The sequence below is a fragment of the Aquitalea sp. FJL05 genome, assembly GCF_003852595.1.
GTDB lineage: Bacteria > Pseudomonadota > Gammaproteobacteria > Burkholderiales > Chromobacteriaceae > Aquitalea > Aquitalea aquatilis.
Window position 1 is genome coordinate 391,426 of record NZ_QAJS01000006.1, and the last position, 16,794, is coordinate 408,219.

Annotated in this window: 18 protein-coding genes; 7 read left to right on the forward strand and 11 right to left on the reverse strand. The window is 62.9% G+C overall.

The window, feature by feature from the left end; translation table 11 throughout:
- Positions 1 to 18: 18 nt before the first annotated feature.
- The 6 genes from accB to DBR44_RS06695 all read left to right on the forward strand — a co-directional run bounded on the left by accB (position 19) and on the right by DBR44_RS06695 (position 5,118).
- Complete coding sequence (gene accB, locus DBR44_RS06670; protein ID WP_124643214.1) at positions 19 to 474, forward strand: acetyl-CoA carboxylase biotin carboxyl carrier protein; 456 nt, start codon at positions 19 to 21, stop codon at positions 472 to 474.
- Positions 475 to 574: 100 nt separating this feature from the next.
- Positions 575 to 1,933, forward strand: a complete 1,359-nt coding sequence (gene accC / locus DBR44_RS06675) for an acetyl-CoA carboxylase biotin carboxylase subunit (RefSeq protein ID WP_124643216.1) — start codon at positions 575 to 577, stop codon at positions 1,931 to 1,933.
- Entirely contained in the window at positions 1,933 to 2,829 is an 897-nt protein-coding gene (gene prmA, locus DBR44_RS06680) for a 50S ribosomal protein L11 methyltransferase (protein WP_124643218.1), read from the forward strand. Before accC ends, prmA begins: the two co-directional genes overlap by 1 nt.
- Entirely contained in the window at positions 2,826 to 3,980 is a 1,155-nt protein-coding gene (locus DBR44_RS06685) for a DUF3426 domain-containing protein (RefSeq protein ID WP_124643220.1), read from the forward strand. Before prmA ends, DBR44_RS06685 begins: the two co-directional genes overlap by 4 nt.
- A 124-nt stretch (positions 3,981 to 4,104) precedes the next feature.
- On the forward strand, positions 4,105 to 4,683 hold the full coding sequence (locus DBR44_RS06690; RefSeq protein WP_199730983.1) for a thiol peroxidase: 579 nt from the start codon (positions 4,105 to 4,107) through the stop codon (positions 4,681 to 4,683).
- Positions 4,684 to 4,887: 204 nt separating this feature from the next.
- Positions 4,888 to 5,118: a hypothetical protein gene (locus tag DBR44_RS06695; RefSeq protein ID WP_124643222.1), complete on the forward strand. Its 231-nt coding sequence runs from the start codon at positions 4,888 to 4,890 to the stop codon at positions 5,116 to 5,118.
- A 198-nt stretch (positions 5,119 to 5,316) separates the two neighbouring features.
- On the opposite strand, the gene DBR44_RS06700 is transcribed toward DBR44_RS06695, so the two are convergent.
- The 10 genes from DBR44_RS06700 to DBR44_RS06745 all read right to left on the reverse strand — a co-directional run bounded on the left by DBR44_RS06700 (position 5,317) and on the right by DBR44_RS06745 (position 14,950).
- The gene (locus DBR44_RS06700) at positions 5,317 to 6,321 is read right to left on the reverse strand and encodes an NAD(P)H-dependent glycerol-3-phosphate dehydrogenase (RefSeq protein ID WP_124643224.1); all 1,005 of its coding nucleotides are present in this window, start codon (positions 6,319 to 6,321) and stop codon (positions 5,317 to 5,319) included.
- A complete protein-coding gene (locus tag DBR44_RS06705; protein WP_124643226.1) occupies positions 6,322 to 6,768 on the reverse strand; it encodes an SH3 domain-containing protein in 447 nt (148 codons plus the stop codon).
- Positions 6,768 to 7,220: a protein-export chaperone SecB gene (gene secB / locus DBR44_RS06710; RefSeq protein ID WP_124643228.1), complete on the reverse strand. Its 453-nt coding sequence runs from the start codon at positions 7,218 to 7,220 to the stop codon at positions 6,768 to 6,770. The genes DBR44_RS06705 and secB overlap by 1 nt, the downstream gene beginning before the upstream one ends.
- Positions 7,221 to 7,368: 148 nt before the next feature.
- Positions 7,369 to 7,626: a glutaredoxin 3 gene (grxC, locus tag DBR44_RS06715; protein ID WP_124643230.1), complete on the reverse strand. Its 258-nt coding sequence runs from the start codon at positions 7,624 to 7,626 to the stop codon at positions 7,369 to 7,371.
- 29 nt (positions 7,627 to 7,655) lie between these two features.
- Positions 7,656 to 9,077 (reverse strand): D-alanyl-D-alanine carboxypeptidase/D-alanyl-D-alanine-endopeptidase, encoded by a 1,422-nt coding sequence (dacB, locus tag DBR44_RS06720; RefSeq protein WP_124643232.1) that lies wholly within the window; start codon positions 9,075 to 9,077, stop codon positions 7,656 to 7,658.
- Positions 9,077 to 11,251, reverse strand: coding sequence for a primosomal protein N' (locus DBR44_RS06725; RefSeq protein ID WP_124643235.1), 2,175 nt, complete (start codon positions 11,249 to 11,251; stop codon positions 9,077 to 9,079). The genes dacB and DBR44_RS06725 overlap by 1 nt, the downstream gene beginning before the upstream one ends.
- Before the next feature lie 487 nt (positions 11,252 to 11,738).
- The gene (hemE, locus tag DBR44_RS06730) at positions 11,739 to 12,800 is read right to left on the reverse strand and encodes a uroporphyrinogen decarboxylase (RefSeq protein WP_124643237.1); all 1,062 of its coding nucleotides are present in this window, start codon (positions 12,798 to 12,800) and stop codon (positions 11,739 to 11,741) included.
- Positions 12,801 to 12,815: 15 nt separating this feature from the next.
- Positions 12,816 to 13,781: a fatty acid desaturase gene (locus DBR44_RS06735; protein WP_124643239.1), complete on the reverse strand. Its 966-nt coding sequence runs from the start codon at positions 13,779 to 13,781 to the stop codon at positions 12,816 to 12,818.
- Between the two features lie 90 nt (positions 13,782 to 13,871).
- Positions 13,872 to 14,393, reverse strand: a complete 522-nt coding sequence (locus tag DBR44_RS06740; protein WP_124643241.1) for a chromate transporter — start codon at positions 14,391 to 14,393, stop codon at positions 13,872 to 13,874.
- Positions 14,390 to 14,950, reverse strand: coding sequence for a chromate transporter (locus DBR44_RS06745; protein WP_124643242.1), 561 nt, complete (start codon positions 14,948 to 14,950; stop codon positions 14,390 to 14,392). Before DBR44_RS06745 ends, DBR44_RS06740 begins: the two co-directional genes overlap by 4 nt.
- Before the next feature lie 76 nt (positions 14,951 to 15,026).
- Between DBR44_RS06745 and gcvA the strand changes: the two genes are divergently transcribed.
- Positions 15,027 to 15,914, forward strand: coding sequence for a transcriptional regulator GcvA (gene gcvA, locus DBR44_RS06750; protein ID WP_124643244.1), 888 nt, complete (start codon positions 15,027 to 15,029; stop codon positions 15,912 to 15,914).
- A 15-nt stretch (positions 15,915 to 15,929) separates the two neighbouring features.
- Here the strand turns inward: gcvA and DBR44_RS06755 are convergent, their stop codons facing one another.
- The gene (locus DBR44_RS06755; RefSeq protein ID WP_124643246.1) at positions 15,930 to 16,784 is read right to left on the reverse strand and encodes a hypothetical protein; all 855 of its coding nucleotides are present in this window, start codon (positions 16,782 to 16,784) and stop codon (positions 15,930 to 15,932) included.
- Positions 16,785 to 16,794 lie beyond the last annotated feature (10 nt).

Genomic DNA, 16,794 nt, shown 5'->3' on the forward strand with positions numbered 1-16,794 from the left:
CCCATCCGAAGGATTACCATGGATCTGCGTAAACTGAAGAAACTGATCGATCTCGTCGAAGAATCCGGCATTGCCGAACTCGAGGTGACCGAAGGGGAAGAGAAAGTCCGCATCACCCGCGTATCGGCCAACACCCAGATCGCCTACGCCCAGCCGATGATGCAGATGCCGATGCAACAGCAAATGGCACCGGCCGCCGCTCCGGTAGCCGCAGCAGAAGCCCCGGCCCCGGCCAACAACGCCAATGCGCTGAAGTCGCCGATGGTCGGCACCTTCTACCGCTCGGCCAGCCCGGGTTCCAAGCCTTTCGTGGAAGTAGGCCAGAGTGTGAATGTCGGTGATACCCTGTGCATCATCGAAGCCATGAAGCTGATGAACGAAATCGAAGCCGACCGTTCCGGCGTGGTGAAGGCCGCACTGGCCGAAGACGGCCAGCCGGTGGAATACGGCGAGCCGCTGTTCATCATCGAGTAATTCTTCTCTGCCTCGCTAATAGACGCCAGAGATGACAGGGCACGAGACACAGCGTCTGTGCCCTTGTCGTTTGACGCGCCACTCTACGGACGTCCCTACCATGTTTGAAAAAATCCTGATTGCGAACCGCGGCGAAATCGCCCTGCGCATCCAGCGCGCCTGCCGCGAAATGGGCATCAAGACCGTGGTCGTGCATTCCGAAGCCGACCGCGAAGCCAAATACGTCAAGCTGGCCGACGAGTCGGTCTGCATTGGCCCGGCCCCGTCGACCAAGAGCTATCTGAACGTGCCGGCGCTGATCGCCGCTGCAGAAGTGACCGACGCCCAGGCCATCCACCCCGGTTACGGCTTCCTGTCGGAAAACGCCGACTTTGCCGAACGCGTGGAACAATCCGGCTTTGTCTTCATCGGCCCGCGCCCGGACACCATTCGCCTGATGGGCGACAAGGTGTCGGCCAAGGACGCGATGATTGCTGCCGGCGTGCCTTGCGTACCCGGCTCGGCTGGCGCTTTGCCGGATGATCCGGCCGAGATCGTCAAGATCGCCAAGAAAATCGGCTTCCCGGTCATCATCAAGGCCGCCGGTGGCGGCGGTGGCCGTGGCATGCGCGTGGTGCATACCGAAGGCGCGCTGATCAACTCGGTACAGATGACCCGCACCGAAGCCGGTGCGGCATTCGGCAACCCGACTGTCTACATGGAGAAATACCTGCAGCAGCCGCGCCATATCGAAATCCAGATTCTGGCCGACGAATACGGCAATGCCATCTATCTGGGCGAACGCGACTGCTCCATGCAGCGCCGCCACCAGAAAATCATCGAAGAAGCACCGGCACCGGGCATTACCGACGAGCAGCGTCAGCGCATCGGCACCGCCTGCGCCGAAGCGTGCAGCCGCATCGGCTACCGTGGGGCCGGTACCTTTGAATTCCTGTTCGAAAACGGCGAGTTCTACTTCATTGAAATGAACACCCGCGTGCAGGTAGAACACCCGGTGACCGAGATGATTACCGGCGTGGACATCGTGCAGGAACAGATCCGCATTGCTGCCGGCGAAAAGCTGCGCTACAAGCAAAGCGACATCATCCTGCGTGGCCATGCCATGGAATGCCGCATCAACGCGGAAGATCCGTTTACCTTCGTACCCTCGCCGGGCAAGATCGAAAGCTATCATCCGGCCGGTGGTCCTGGTATTCGCATCGATTCGCACATCTACCAGGGCTATACCGTGCCGTCGCACTACGACTCCATGGTAGGCAAGCTGATTTCCTACGGTGACACCCGCGAACAGGCCATGGCCCGCATGCGCGTGGCGCTGTCGGAAATCTCCATCTCCGGCATCAAGACCAATATCCAGCTGCATCAGGAATTGTTCATGGATGCCGCCTTCCAGCGCGGCAGCACCAGTATTCACTATCTGGAAGAGCGCCTGTCGCAGATGAAAAAGGGAGAGGCATAATGGCTTGGCTACAAGCCACCATCGACACTGATTCGGCCGTGGCAGAACGCCTGGCCGATGCCCTGATGGACGCCGGCGCGCTGTCGACCGCCATTGAAGATGCGCTGGCCGGCACCGAGCTGGAACAGCCCATCTTCGGCGAACCCGGCATGCCGGTGGACAAGCTGTGGAATCACAGCCGCATCATCACCCTGTTTGCCGAAGATGCCGACGTCGCGCTGCTGATCGCCGCCGCCTGCACCGCCTGCAAGCTGGCCATGCCGGCGTACAAGACCGAACGCGTGGAAGAGCAGGACTGGGTGCGCCTGACGCAATCCCAGTTCGAGCCCATCCGCATCTCGGACCGCCTGTGGATCACCCCCACTTGGCACGATGCTCCGTCGCCGGACGCCATCAACCTGCAGCTGGACCCGGGCCTGGCTTTCGGCACCGGCAGCCATCCCACCACGCGGCTTTGCCTGCAGTGGCTGGATGCGCATATAGAGGGCAATGAAAGCGTGCTGGATTACGGCTGCGGCTCCGGCATTCTGGCCATTGCCGCCCTCAAGCTGGGCGCAGGCTCGGCGCTGGGGGTGGATATCGATGCCCAGGCGGTGCGTTCCAGTCGCGACAATGCCGACCAGAACAACGTGACCGCCACCTTCTGCCTGCCGGATGCCAATCCGGCCGCGCAGTATGATGTCGTGCTGGCCAATATTCTGGCCAACCCGCTGCGCATGCTTGGCCAGCTGCTGGCAAGCCATGTAAAAACCGGTGGTAGAATCGTTCTTTCCGGTATTCTTGCCGAACAGGCTGATGAACTGTCTGCCATTTATGCGCAGTGGTTCACCATGGATACGCCCGTGTTCGACGAGGGTTGGACACGATTGACAGGAACCCGACGCCCAAGCGTATGAGCTATACGACACAGTGCCCCAGTTGCCAGACCCGTTTCAAGGTTAACGACAAGCAGTTATCTGCCGCCAACGGACTCGTCCGCTGCGGGCGCTGTTCGCATGTATTCAACGCCACCGAGCATTTTGTCAGTACCGACACGCCGCCGGTACTGACACCGCCAGCAGCACCGCAGCCCGTGCCGGCCACGCCGCCCGCTGCTGCCGCGCCCCGCGCGCAGCCGCCTGCCGATCCGATGGACGATTTCGAGCTGGAACTGCCCGACTTCGACCCACAGACCGCAGTCAGCCCGGCCACTGCCGACGATTTCGATCTGGAGCCGGCCCCCGCGCTCGCCCCTGCCAATACCATGCAGCCGCCCGACAGCGGCAGCAGCCGCGAGGCCGAAGAGTTCCAGCGTGCGCTGGCCGAAGCCTTGCAAACCCGCAAAACCAGCCCGACGCCCAGCCAGAACTATGCGGCCGAGCTGGATGAGCCAGAGCAGGCTGCCCCCCTGCCCGACGTGTTTGGCAACAAACGCCGCCGTGGTGAGCAGGCCGACGATGTTCCGCCGCCCGCCGCCGCGACCAGCACCGAACTGGCTGAAATCCCGGCACCGCCAGCCCGCCCGCCGCATCCCTATGGCGATCTGGGTGAAGCCGACGAAGAAAGCAGCGAGCCGCACCGGCGCAATCCGCTGCTGACTACCGTCATGGTATTGCTGGCCATCATCGGCAGCGTACTGTTGGCCGGCCAGCTGGTTTACTTCAATCGCACCCGCATTGCTGCCGAAGTACCGGAAGCGCGTCCGGCACTGGAAGCCTTCTGCCATATTGCTGGCTGCAACGTGCCCTGGCCCACCGATATCGCCCAGATCCGCACCGAATGGTCGGAGCTGGCCTTCGTGCCGGAGCATGCCAACCTGATCCAGCTGTCCGCCACCCTGAAGAACCACGCCGCCTTTGCGCAGAACTACCCGATGCTGGAAGTTTCGCTGAAGGATGCCGACGATCAGGTGCTGATCCGCAAGGTGTTCTCGCCCAAGGAATACCTCAAGGCTGACGACTTCAAGCTGCAGCGCTTCAATGCCAACAGCGAGGTGAAAGTCACCATGCGGCTGGATGCCGGCAAGGTGCGCGCCATGGGATACAGCCTGTACTGGTTCTATCCCTGAGCGGCACACACCCCACACCAAGCGGCTTCGGCCGCTTTTTTTGCGTCTGCCCGTCAACAGAATGTCGAATCGGCCTTGTATTTGGCTCTGTGCGGTCCAGCATTAAAGGATAAGGAGGCAGCGCATGCACGATTTCATACTGCAGTATGGCGACGAGGCCATTCCGGTGAGCGGCGAGTTCCCGCTGCCGGACAGCTATCTGCCCAGCTTCATGCTGGTGGACGAACACAAACGCGATATTGCGCTGGAGGCTTTTGCCGGCCAGCCCAAGGTCATTCTGACCCTGCTGTCGCTGGATGAAGACGAACACGGCGGCCTGGCGCTGCTGCGGGACACCCGTCGCTTTCTCGAAAACTGGCCAGCCCTGCAACCGATCGTGGTGTGTGTGGATTCGCCCTCTTCCCTGCTGCGCAGCCGGCACGAGCACGGCCTGCCTGGCGTCACCCTGCTCTCCACCCTGCGTGGTCGGGACTTTCACAAGCAATACGGGGTGCTGGCGAGCGGCTACCCACTGAGCGGCTATACCGCCCCGGCCATCCTGATCGCCGACAGCGACAATGTCATTCTGTACGCGGAGCGGTTGTGCCATAGCAACGGCCGTTTCAAGCAGCACGACATTGCCACACGGCTGCAGCTGGCAGAGCCGCCCGCTGACCATCCTGACAGGACAGCAGGAAGCGACGACAGTAGCAGCCCAGCCTGAGTCAACAGCAGGACCACGTACTGGGGCTGTGACATGACAGGCCGGTGTCGACTATGCGCACCGGCCAAAGTTTCGTCTTATTAAACACCAATAGTAAATAAATGGTTTAAATAATAGGTATTTATTGAACTGATTACTAAAAATATACTGTCCCCAAGCTGTAGAACACAGCAGACACACAATCTCATCAGCAAGGAAAACAGTATGAAAACCCTAGCCATCGCCCTGATTACCCTGATCACCAGCAGCGCCGCTTTTGCCCATGACACCGAGAACAACCCGCCGGCAGCAGCCACGGTAAGCGCCTGGCAGGCCGAGCAGCAAACCATCAAGAATGACTTCGCCAAACTTCCGGCCGCCGAGCAGCAGCGCATCCAGAACATCAATGCCTACTGGGATGCACAGAGCCTGCGTGAGAACCAGCGCACGCACTAACAGCCGCTGACAAAAACCCTGTTGCGGCCTTGCGCCTGCTGGCCGTACTGCTGGTACAGTCTGCGTCGGTGCCTTGCCCCAGGGACGCTACGCTCTTGTTATTCGCTCTCAGCCTGAAGCAGCCCCCATCACTGCCAGGGCATGAAGCATGAAAAAAGCCTCCATCATGGAGGCTTTTTCATTGGTACACGGCAAGCATCAATCCAGTGCACCGCCACCTTCGGACTTGGGTGCGCGGCTCAGCAGCCCTTCCACCACCCGATGCGGATCATTGCCCTGATACAGCAGGCCGCACACGGCTGCGGTAATTGGCATTTCCACTTCCAGTCTTTCCGCCATGGTCAGCACTTCGCGAGCGGTGCTCACGCCTTCAGCCACATGGCCCAGCTCGGCCAGAATGATCTCCAGCGATTTGCCTTCGGCCAGCTTCAGCCCCACCTGACGATTGCGCGACAGCGCGCCGGTGCAGGTGAGAATGAGATCGCCCATGCCGGACAAGCCCATCATGGTCTGCTGGCTGGCACCCAGCGCACTGGCCAGACGGGTGATTTCCGCCAGACCACGGGTAATGAGCGCGGCGCGGGCATTCATGCCAAAACCCAGCCCATCGGCTACGCCAGTGGCAATGGCCATCACATTCTTGACCGCGCCACCCACTTCAACACCCACCAGATCATCATTGGCATACAGCCGCAGCAGCGGGCTGTGCAGCTCACGCGCAATGCGCCGGGCAAACTCGCCGTCATCCGCGGCAATGGTTACTGCGGCCGGCAGGCCTTCCGCCACTTCACGGGCGAAACTGGGGCCGGACAATACGCCACAGGGGTGATCAGTCGGCAACTCTTCGGCCACCACCTGATGCGGCAGCAGGCTGGAGCCGGTTTCGAAGCCCTTGCACGCCCACAGGATGGGCGGCAGCGCGGAAGACAGTGCCGTCAACGCCCGCAAGGTAGGCCGCAGGCCAACGATGGGGGTGACGATAAGGATCAGCTCGGCGCCGTGGATGGCACGTGGCAATTCCGCGGTCAGCGTGATGCTGTCGGGAAAGGGACAGTCCGGCAGATAGCGGCGGTTGACACGCTCGGCCGCCATGTCGGACATCTGGGCGGCATCGCGCCCCCACAGGCTGACATCATGATGACGGGCAAAAGCCAGCGCCAAGGCGCTACCCCATGCCCCACTCCCCAGAATGGCCAGTTTCATTTACAGGCCCCACAGATCGGTGATACGGGCAAAGCCGCTGCTGCCGTCGCGGTGCTTGACCTTGACCCAGCCATCCTTGGGCGCTTCCTGCCATTGCAGCACGCCATCGCGGGCCACGCTGAACACGGGTTGGCCATCGGCAGAGGCCGTGGCGCGCACCACGGTCTGGTCGGCCGTCACCAGCAACCAGCGCTGGCCGGACAGTGCCGCCAGCGGAATCCAGGCGATGCCGCCAGTGGCGTCACGCACGCGCGACCACTCTTTCTGGCTGGACAACACTTCCACCGGATAATAGCGGCTGACCACGAACAGCTTTTTGGCACTCAATGTGGGCGCCTCGTACAGCGCCACACCGGTTTCCTTGACCGAACGGAATTCCAGCGCCTGCGCCGGCAGGGCATACAGCCCGGCCAGCACGGCAGCAGCGGCGACGAGGCGGCGCAGCATCAGGCGTTGCCGGCTTCGGCTTGCTGGGCGCGCTGCTGCATGTACAGCGCTTCGAAGTTGATCGGCGACAGCAGTACCGGCGGGAAGCCAGCGCGGTTCACCAGATTGGAAACAGTCTCACGGGCATAGGGGAACAGGATGTTCGGGCAGGCCACGCCAAGAATGGGTTCGATGTCTTCGACCGGCACGTTTTCGATGCGGAAGATACCGGCTTCGGTCACTTCGCACAGGAACATGGTTTTTTCCGGCAGCTTGGCGGTCACGGTCACGGTCAGCGCCACTTCATAGAAGCCGTCATCAATCTGCTTGCCTTCGCTGGCCAGCTGCATGTCGATTTCCGGCTGGGCCGCTTCCAGATAGACCTGCGGTGCATTCGGCACTTCCAGGGACAGATCTTTTACGTAGATTTTTTCGATGGAGAATACCGGTTGCAGCTCTTGTTGCTCGCTCATGTCTCAGTCTCGCTGATGGCCGCCCCGGGCGGCCGGTTGCAAAGGAAAATCAGGTTTGCATCATCGCATGAAAGCACGGTGTGCGGCCAGTGCGGCCCAGCGGGAATGGGCCATGGCAGCAGGCGACTCCGTGCTTGCTTGATGGCGGTCAATCAGCCAGCAGCACGTCCAGCTTGCCGGCCTGGTTCAGAGCCACCAGATCGTCGCAGCCGCCGACATGGGTGTCGCCGATGAAGATTTGTGGCACGGTGCGCCGGCCGGTGCTGCTCATCATGTGATCGCGTGCCGCATCGTCCAGATCAATGCGGATTTCTTCAATGCCGGTCACGCCCTTGCTGGCCAGCACTTGCTTGGCGCGGATGCAGTAGGGGCAGACTGCGGTGGTATACATGGTGACGTGTTTCATGACAAAACCTGTTTAATGCGTGGTGGGATTCAGGGCTGCATTATAGCTTCTGCGGCTGGCAGCTGGCTGCTATCCGGTGCGCTGCGGTCGAAGCGGTGGATCAGATCCGCCACGATGCCGTCCAGTGCCGGCCCCATCGCCAGCGCACGCGGGCTGTTGATGATGGCCACGATGGCCAGCCGTCGCCCGTCGGCAGCCTGCCAGTAACCGGCCAGCGCCTTGACGTCCTTCAGCGTGCCGGTTTTCATGCGCAGCCGCGGGCCGATGCTGGCAAAGCGCCGTTTGAGCGTGCCGTCCTCGCTGGCCAGCGGCAGACTGGCCAGCAGCTCGCCACCATAGGGGCCACGCGCGGCATTCAGCAGTACCTGGCCGAGCAAACGGGCCGACACCCGCTCGCGCCGCGACAGGCCGCAGCCGTTTTCCAGCACCAGCGCTTCGTCGGAAATATGCTGCTCGGCCAGCAAGCGGCGTACCGCGCGCTGGGCGGCGGCCGGGGTATCGCTCCCCCCTTCTTCCCGCCCCAGTGTCAGATAGACGGTGCGTGCCATGGTGTTGTTGCTGTATTTGTTGATATCGGCCAGCGCCACGGTCAGCGGCTCGGACTGGAATTGCGCCAGTGTGCGCGCCCCTGCCGGTGCCGGTGCAATCGCCACGCTCTGCGGGCCGCTGCCCCCAAGCTCGGCCCACAGCACGGCAAACGACTGGGCGGCAAAGTCATTGTGCTCCAGCACATTCACATAGGCCTGACTGCCATCGCAGGCAGCCGGCAGCTTGCCGCTGACCTCGATCTGCCCGGCTTGCTGGCGGATTTGCACCCATTGCCTGACGTCCGGGCAACTGGCGCTGCCACCGGCACTGCTCAACTTGGCCTGCACACTGACACCGGCCAGCGGCGGGTCCAGCACCACCCGTGCGCCATTGGCGTCATTGAAAAAACGCAACCAGGCCACTTTCAGGCCGGTGAGATGGGTATCCGGCTCAACCGTAAACGACTTGCCCTCGTCACCACCGAAATTTTCCGCCGTGCCTATGCTGCTGAAAGCGCTCTTGTCCAGCAGCAGCCGGCCATCGATACGCTGCACGCCACGCTGGCGCAGGCCACGCAGCAGCTCTTGCAGATTGGCGGTACTAAAGCGTGGATCGCCCGCCCCCACCCAGACCAGGTCGCCCTTCAATACGCCGTTTTCCAGCGGAGCCGCCGACACCAGCCGCGTAGTCCAGCGGTAGCCGGGCTTGAGGCGGTTGAGTGCGGTCCAGCTGGTCACTAACTTCATGGTGGAGGCTGGATTAACCGCCGCATCGGCGCGCAGGCTGGCCAGTTCGGTACCGCCCTCGACCGGTGCCGCCCAGATGGCGACTTCATCCGGCTTCAGCCCGTGCAGGTCCAGCGTGGCGGCACCCGCCGTACTGGTGAGCAAGATCAGGGCGAATGCGTGTATGACTGACTTCATTACATCTCCTGCGGGTCGATATCGAGCGACCAGCGCAAGCCACGGCCGTGCTGGCGCGCCTGGGCATCCAGCAGCGGGGGCAGTTGATCAAGAAAACGGTGCAGGGCCTGACGATTGGCCGACTCCAGCACCAGTTGCGCCCGTTCGCGATTGGCCAGCCGCACCATCAGCGCCGGGGCCGGGCCGGATATCAGCACCTCGGCCGCCAGTGCCTGCATCTGCTGGCGGACGTGGGTGAGAAAGGCCGTAGCACTGGCAAGCTCCGGGGCATCGGCGCGCAACAGGGCCTGATAGACCGAGGGCGGGAAAGCCGCCTGGCGGCGTTCCTGCAGCAAGCTGGCGGCAAAACCGTCGAAATCATGCGCCACCAGGGCCTGATACAGCGGGTGCTCCGGCCACTGCGTCTGCACCAGCACTTCACCCGGTGCATCGGCCCGGCCGGCGCGGCCGGCCACCTGGGTGAGCTGGGCAAACAGCCGCTCGGAAGCACGATAATCGGCCGAGTACAGCCCGCCGTCAGCATTGAGCACCGTCACCAGCGACAAGGTGCCAAAGTCATGCCCCTTGGCCAGCATCTGGGTGCCGACCAGCATGTCGACCTCGCCGGCATGGACCTTGCGGTAAATCTCGTCCCAGGCCTGCTTGCGCTGGGTGGTGTCGCGGTCGATGCGCAGGATGCGGGCCTCCGGAAACAGCCGGCCCAGTGCCGACTCCAGCCTTTGCGTGCCCTCGCCCAGCGGCTTGATATCCGGTGCGCCACATTCCGGGCAGGCATGCGGGACGTTCTCCTCCCAGCCGCAATGATGGCAGCGCAGCTTGCGCTCCAGCAGATGCAGTACCAGCCGGGTGGAGCAGCGCGGACAACCGCTGGTCCAGCCGCAATCCGTACAAGCTAGCACCGGGGCAAAGCCACGGCGGTTGATGAACACCAGGCTCATTTCCTGGCGCTCCAACCGCGCCGCTAGCGCCTTGATCACCGGATCGGACAATCCCTCGACCAGCTTGGCGCGACGGGTATCCACCAGCCGCACCGTCGGCAAGCGCGCAGCCCCGTGGGCGCGCTGATTGAGCTTGAGCTGGCGGTAGCGGCCAGCCTCGACATTGGCCACGGTTTCCAGGCTGGGCGTGGCGCTGCCCAGCACGATGGGAATGCCGGCACGGCGCGCACGCCAGATCGCCAGGTCACGCGCATGGTAGCGCAGGCCGTCCTGCTGCTTGAAGGAGCCGTCATGTTCTTCATCCACCACGATCATGCCCAGCCGTGGCATGGGGGTGAACACCGACAGCCGGGTGCCGATGATGATGTCGGCCCGCCCCTGCCAGGCATCCAGCCAGTTGCGCAGGCGCTCTCCCTCGGCTAACTGGCTGTGCTGTACGGCAATGCGACTGGCGGGAAAGCGCTGCAGGAAGCGCTCGATCAGTTGCGGGGTCAGGTTGATTTCCGGCACCAGCACCAGCACCTGCTGCCGCTGTGCCAGGCAGAGCGCAATGCGCTGCAGATAGACTTCGGTCTTGCCACTGCCGGTAATGCCATGCAGCAGCCAGGCCTGGAAACCAGCCGGCTCACAGCTCAAGGCATCCAGTGCCGCCTGCTGGTCGGCATTCAACTGCGGACTGGGGCCCAGCTCTAGCGGCTGGATTTCCGGCTCCAGCCGCTGTACCAGGCCTGCGGCCAGCCAGTCGGCCAGGATCTTGCCAGCCTGCGGCGTGATCTGCCGCGCCTGGGGCTGGCTGAGCGGGCCATCGCCCAAGGCCTGCCACAAGGCTAGCCGCGCCCGCTGCCGCGCGGCCGGCATCGCGGCGAGGCCCGCCTCAGTCAGGCCATACGGGCGCTCGTCCGGCGGGGTGATGTCGCGCGCCTCGCGCAGCCCGGTGGGCAGGGCGGTGAACAGGGTCTGACCCAGGGGAAAGTGATAGTAAGCGGCGGCGAATTCGGCCAGCGCGAGGAAGTCGGCCGACAAGGGGGGCAGGCTGTCAAATACCTGCTCCAGCTGTTTGAGCTGGCTGTCGAGCAAACCCTCGGGGGGTATGCCAGTGACAACCACGCCACACAACAGGCGATTACCAAAGGGAACAGCCACCCGCTGACCGGGGCTGACTGCAAAATGAGACAGGTAGGTAAATGCGCCAAATAGGGGCAGATCGACCACCACCTGAACTCTCTGAAGACCCACGGCAATTTTCCCTTTTACATCAAACCCAATTCCGACAAGGCTTTGCGCGATCTATGCACAGAAGCTGTGGATATCTTTGTGAACAACTCGTTTACTGGCCGGGGAAAGGCTATTAAATCAGCATTTCCATTAGATTGCACAAAAATTAATCAGAAGAATAAGTGCTTATTTTTCAATTACTTAAAAGCGCAGCACTAATATTGCCCAGTGGGCTTGACAAGTCTGCACAGCTACAGTTCCCAGTGTGAATAACTCTGAGAACACCACCGGGCAATGCTGTCAACACCCCTTTGATCAGCAGGGCAAAAAAGGCTGCACATACTGCAGAAAGTCCGTCCCGGCTGGGGCGATACCCCACACCCCGCAATGGATGAAACAGCTGATAAATCAGACTGTTTTGAGAAATACCTTTGCAACAAAGCGGGAATTGATCAGGCCGTACTTGCAAATGCCAACAGGCCAGGGCGCAGCCCCGGCCTATGCACACTTACTGGTGGAAGGGACGGGACAGACGATGCACGGCCGCTACCAGGGCGGCGGCGTGCTCGGGGTCGGCATGCTGGGAGATGCCGTGACCCAGATTGAAGACATGGCCGGAACCCTGTCCATAGGCCGCCAGGATACGTGCAGCCTCGGCTTCGATGGCTGCCGGCGAGCCAAACAGCGCGTTCGGGTCGAAATTGCCTTGCAGGGCGACTTTGTCGCCGACACGGGCACGGGCCAGACCGATATCGGTGGTCCAGTCCAGGCCTACGCAGTCGGCACCGATGGCGGCAATCTCTTCCAGCCACTGGCCACCGTTCTTGGTGAACACAATGACCGGCACGCGGCGGCCATCGGCCTCGCGCTTGAGACCGGCCACGATGCGCTGCATATAGGCCAGCGAGAATTCCTTATAGGCCGCATGACTGAGCGCGCCGCCCCAGGTGTCGAAAATCTGCACGGCTTGCGCGCCGGCATCGATCTGGGCATTCAGGTAATCGGTCACGGTCTGGGCGTTGACGGCCAGAATGTGATGCAGCAATTCCGGACGGCTGTACAGCATGGCTTTGACGTTGCGGAAATCATCCGAGCCGCCGCCTTCGATCATGTAGCAGGCCAGGGTGAAGGGGCTGCCGGAAAAGCCGATCAGCGGCACGCGGCCGTCCAGTGCCTTGCGGATGCTGGAGACGGCATCAAACACGTATTGCAGCTTGTCCAGCGCCGGCACGCTCAGGGCGCGGATGGCGCTTTCATCGCGCAGCGGGCGCTCGAACTTGGGGCCTTCGCCTTCGGCGAAGTACAGGCCCAGCCCCATGGCGTCCGGCACGGTGAGGATGTCGGAAAACAGGATGGCTGCATCCAGCGGGAAACGCTCCAGCGGCTGCAAGGTGACTTCGGTGGCGTAATCCGGGCTGGTGCACAAGCCCATGAAGCTGCCGGCGCGGGCGCGGGTGGCGCGGTATTCCGGCAGGTAGCGTCCAGCCTGGCGCATCATCCAGATGGGGGTATATTCAACCGGCTCCTTCAGGAGCGCGCGCAGGAAAGTATCGTTCTTGAGCTGGGTCATGATGGTATGGGCTTGCTAGCTTGGCGTAATGGAATCAGCCGGCATTATACCTGTCCCTGCCTTGCGCCGGGGTATTACCGGCAGGCCGGTGGCGGGAGTGGCACGCCACTGGCGCAGGCAGATTGCCTGGCTGAAACGGCCATCCCACTCCAGCCGGGCAGAGACGAAACGCTGCGGCAGCGCCTGCCAGCACAGCTGTGGCCACAGATGGTGCACACCGCGCAAATGGCTGTTGAGCAGACACAGGCCCAGCCAGCGCGGCAGCGCCAGATTGGCGGCACGGCGCGCATCGCCCAGCGGCTGGCCGGCAAAGCAGACGTGATCGGTCAGCGAGATCAACAACGCACGCGCCAGCAAAGCCAGCCACAGCATCCAGTCGTGCGCGCCGTAGATCAGCAATGACAGGCCGGGCAGCAGCCAGGCCAGCAGGGCATCCAACCGCGCGCAGTGTCGCTGCGGGCTGCGCCACACACGACGCTGCAACAAGGGCAGCAAGGGTGCGCGCCCGGCCAGCCAGCGCCAGCGTCCGAGGGCCGGGCAGAACAGCAGCAGCAGGCTGCCGGCCAGCGCCATCAGATAGGCCGCACCACACAGCCGCAGCCACAGATAAAGCCGGCGCTGCCAGCCCGCCTCCTCGCCCGGCTCATACACCTCCACCCGACAGGCCGCACTGCGGCTGTAGCGGTGATGCAGATGATGCGCCTGCCGCCATACATCAAAGGGAATGCCCAGGCTGATGCCCAGCAGGCGTCCGGCCAGCCGGTTGTAACGCACCGAAGGCAGCAGCAGCCCATGCACGGCTTCGTGCAACAGCTGCCAGCGCAGCGGAATCAGCAGTACCGCCGCCACCAGCAACAGACCGTAAGCGGGATGAAACCAGGCCACCGCCAGCGGCACTGCCACCAGTTCGACCAGCCACAAGCGCAGCGCCAGCAGCAGCAAGAGCAGATTGAGGCGTACGGGAATGGCAGAGGAAGACATGCAGGCTCCGGCGGCGGCAGTAAAGCGCAGTGTGACGGCTCTGCATGAAACACAGATGACGCCGCCCGGCACCTGCCGGAACCGGGGCGCTCAGATCCAGCCAGCAAAGCCCAGCAGTGCGCCGCCAGCCAGCAGCCACAGCGGATTGACGCGGGTACGCCAGGCCAGCACGGTGCTGCCGGCACACAACAACCAGCCGGACCAATGCTGGTTGGCGGCCTCGCTCATCAGCATGGCACTGCCGGTCACCAGGCCGATGGTCAGTGGTGCCAGACCGCGCTCGATGGCGCGCCGCCATGGCGAGGCATGCCAGCGTTGCCACAGCCGGGCCACGTAATAACACAGCAGTGACGAGGGGCCACACATCCCCACCGTGGCGGCGAAAGCTCCGGCCAGGCCGGCCACCTTCCAGCCGATCAGGCTGACCACCAGCACATTCGGCCCCGGCGCAGCCTGGGCAATGGCAAACAGCGCGGCAAACTCCTGGCCACTCATCCAGTGATGGCTTTCCACCACGTAATGATGCATTTCCGGAATCAGGGTAATGGCACCACCCACTGCCATCAGCGAGAACACGGAAAAACTGGCCAGTAGCGACAGCAGCAGCATCATGCTTTCTCTCCTGCCCGACCGCGCTGGCGCGCCAGCCATACCGATACCGGAGCCAGCACCAGCAACACCAGCAGCAGCGGCCAGCGCAGCACGCCAACAGCCAGAAGGGTAAGCAGCGCAAACACGGCGGCCACCGCATGGCGCTCTATTTTCTCGCCCATGCGCAGCGCCATGGCCAGCAACAGGCCGGCCGCCGTTGAGGCAAGGCCACGCAAGGTACCCTGCACATCCGGCAGGCTCTGGTAATGGTCGTACAGCATGGCCATGCTCAGCACGATGACCAGCGGCGCCAGCATCAGGCCGGCCACGGCCAGCCAGGCACCTGCCACGCCATGAAAGCGTGAACCGATGGCGATGGACATATTGACGATATTGGGACCAGGCAGAATCTGCCCCAGGCCCAGCAGTTCGGTGAATTCTTCTTCGCTCAGCCAGCGGCGCTGCTGTACCAGCATGCGATGGGCCAGCGGCAGCACACCGCCGAAACCGCTGAGTCCTATGCTGAAAAAGCCCAGGAACAACTGGCGGCGGCTTGGAATGATCAGGGATGAAGTCATGCTGCAAGCCTAGCCCGCCCAGCCCTAATCAACAAACGAGTTTTTATGGCTTTCCATGTGAGCTAAACTCACCAGCATGAACCGACGCCTTCCCCCGCTCAATGCGCTGAAAGCCTTTGAAGCCGCTGCCTGCCACGGTAGTTTCAGCGCAGCCGCCAGCGCGCTGTATGTGACCCACGGTGCCATCAGTCGCCAGATCCAGCAGCTGGAACAGTGGCTGGGCGTGGAGCTGTTCGAACGCCACGGCCGGCGCGTGCGGCTGTCGGTGGCCGGCCAGTCCTACCTGCCAGCCATTCAGGCGGCACTGGACAGCATTGCCGGTGCCACCGAAAAGCTGACGGCACGCAAGCAGGGACGGCGGCTGAATATCAATGTCACCCCCACCCTGGCCATGCACTGGCTGCTGCCGCGGCTCACCCGCTTCCAGCTGCGCTATCCCGGCGTCGAGCTGCGGCTGGCGACCTCGGATGCCAGCATCAACAACCAGAATGCCGATTTCGACATCGCCATCCGCCGTGGCAAGGACCATTGGCATGGTTTTGTCTCGCATGCCTTCCTCACCGAACGGGAGATACCGGTGTGCAGCCCGGCCCTGCTGCAGCGCCTGCCCATCAGGCAGCCTGCCGACCTCGCCGCCCATACCCTGCTGCACGCGGAAACCCGGCCGGTGGCCTGGGCACGCTGGCTGGCCGCGGCCGGGGTGCCGGCCTTGCAATCAGCAGCCGATCAGCATTTCGACCATTACTACCTGGCTTTACAAGCCGCAGTGGACGGACTGGGGGTGACGCTGGGGGCGCTGCCGGTCATCGAAAGCGAGCTGGCCAGCGGCAAGCTGGTCGCACCGCTGGCCGGGCCGGAAATCACCGTGCGCGGCTATTCCTGGGCGGTGCCACAAGCACTGGTAGACGATGAACTGGTAACGGCATTCTGCCGCTGGCTGGAAGAGGAAGGCAGCCAGCACTGAGGTGGCTGGCCGATGTCAGGGGCGATACCACAGGCTGGAATCCTGTAGCGGGGTGGCTGGTGGCAACAAGGGATTGTCCAGCTCGATCAGCGTGCGCTTGGCCAGCGCCAGCCCGGCCAGAACCTGACCGTTATAGCGCTGGAACAGCTGGTTGAAACGGCCATCCTGCAAGGCCATGCGCAAACCCTGCTCCAACTGGCTGGCCAACTGGGGCTGATGCGGGCTGACAAAGAAATACATGGCGGCGGGATAGCGCAGCAGCAGGTGCGGATCGATCACCAGCCCCTGCGCCACCGGCAGGGCAGCCTCGCGCTGCACTTCCATCACACTGCGCGGGAAATAGTCGAAACGCTTGCGCTGCAACATGGGAAAGAGATTGCCATAATCCTGGCTGGTCAGCACTTTCAGGCCAGCACTGCGCAGGATGCTCGTATCCGGCCAGTCGTCCACCTGTCCGGCCACCAGCCGCGCCAGTTGCTGACGGGTGCTGATGCCCGCCAGCAAATCGGGCCGTTCGGCCGGAACCAGTGCCACACGCCAGCCAATCAGTCCCTTGTCCAGCGGAATGCGGATCGGCAAGGTCTTCTGCTCGCGCTCCTTGCTGGTCATGCCCCAGAACAGGTCGATGCCACCATTGGCCTTGCTCAGTTGCACCAGGGCGCGCGACTGGTTCATGGTGCTGGTGCCAAGCAGCTGGCAGCGCAGCCGGGCTTCGTCGCAGGCCAGTTGCAACAGGGCCAGCATATAGGCGCGATGCGGATCGCTCAGCCCGGACACCAGCGCATAGCGCACCGGCTGCACCGGCACGGCGGCCAGGGAGTGGGCACTCAACAGCAAGGACAACAACAGGGTGGCAAGTGGCTTGAACATGGCAGCTACC

Excerpts from the sequence above, each read along its gene's own strand:
- DBR44_RS06705 (WP_124643226.1), bottom strand. The coding sequence starts at position 6,768 with ATGCTGCGCCGCCTCGTCGCCGCTGCTGCCGTGCTGGCCGGGCTGTAT.
- DBR44_RS06695 (WP_124643222.1), top strand. The coding sequence starts at position 4,888 with ATGAAAACCCTAGCCATCGCCCTGATTACCCTGATCACCAGCAGCGCC.
- DBR44_RS06735 (WP_124643239.1), bottom strand. The coding sequence starts at position 13,781 with ATGTCTTCCTCTGCCATTCCCGTACGCCTCAATCTGCTCTTGCTGCTG.
- grxC (WP_124643230.1), bottom strand. The coding sequence starts at position 7,626 with ATGAAACACGTCACCATGTATACCACCGCAGTCTGCCCCTACTGCATC.
- gcvA (WP_124643244.1), top strand. The coding sequence starts at position 15,027 with ATGAACCGACGCCTTCCCCCGCTCAATGCGCTGAAAGCCTTTGAAGCC.
- DBR44_RS06740 (WP_124643241.1), bottom strand. The coding sequence starts at position 14,393 with ATGATGCTGCTGCTGTCGCTACTGGCCAGTTTTTCCGTGTTCTCGCTG.
- accB (WP_124643214.1), top strand. The coding sequence starts at position 19 with ATGGATCTGCGTAAACTGAAGAAACTGATCGATCTCGTCGAAGAATCC.
- DBR44_RS06685 (WP_124643220.1), top strand. The coding sequence starts at position 2,826 with ATGAGCTATACGACACAGTGCCCCAGTTGCCAGACCCGTTTCAAGGTT.
- DBR44_RS06745 (WP_124643242.1), bottom strand. The coding sequence starts at position 14,950 with ATGACTTCATCCCTGATCATTCCAAGCCGCCGCCAGTTGTTCCTGGGC.
- hemE (WP_124643237.1), bottom strand. The coding sequence starts at position 12,800 with ATGACCCAGCTCAAGAACGATACTTTCCTGCGCGCGCTCCTGAAGGAG.
- prmA (WP_124643218.1), top strand. The coding sequence starts at position 1,933 with ATGGCTTGGCTACAAGCCACCATCGACACTGATTCGGCCGTGGCAGAA.
- secB (WP_124643228.1), bottom strand. The coding sequence starts at position 7,220 with ATGAGCGAGCAACAAGAGCTGCAACCGGTATTCTCCATCGAAAAAATC.
- DBR44_RS06690 (WP_199730983.1), top strand. The coding sequence starts at position 4,105 with ATGCACGATTTCATACTGCAGTATGGCGACGAGGCCATTCCGGTGAGC.
- DBR44_RS06700 (WP_124643224.1), bottom strand. The coding sequence starts at position 6,321 with ATGAAACTGGCCATTCTGGGGAGTGGGGCATGGGGTAGCGCCTTGGCG.
- accC (WP_124643216.1), top strand. The coding sequence starts at position 575 with ATGTTTGAAAAAATCCTGATTGCGAACCGCGGCGAAATCGCCCTGCGC.
- DBR44_RS06755 (WP_124643246.1), bottom strand. The coding sequence starts at position 16,784 with ATGTTCAAGCCACTTGCCACCCTGTTGTTGTCCTTGCTGTTGAGTGCC.
- dacB (WP_124643232.1), bottom strand. The coding sequence starts at position 9,077 with ATGAAGTCAGTCATACACGCATTCGCCCTGATCTTGCTCACCAGTACG.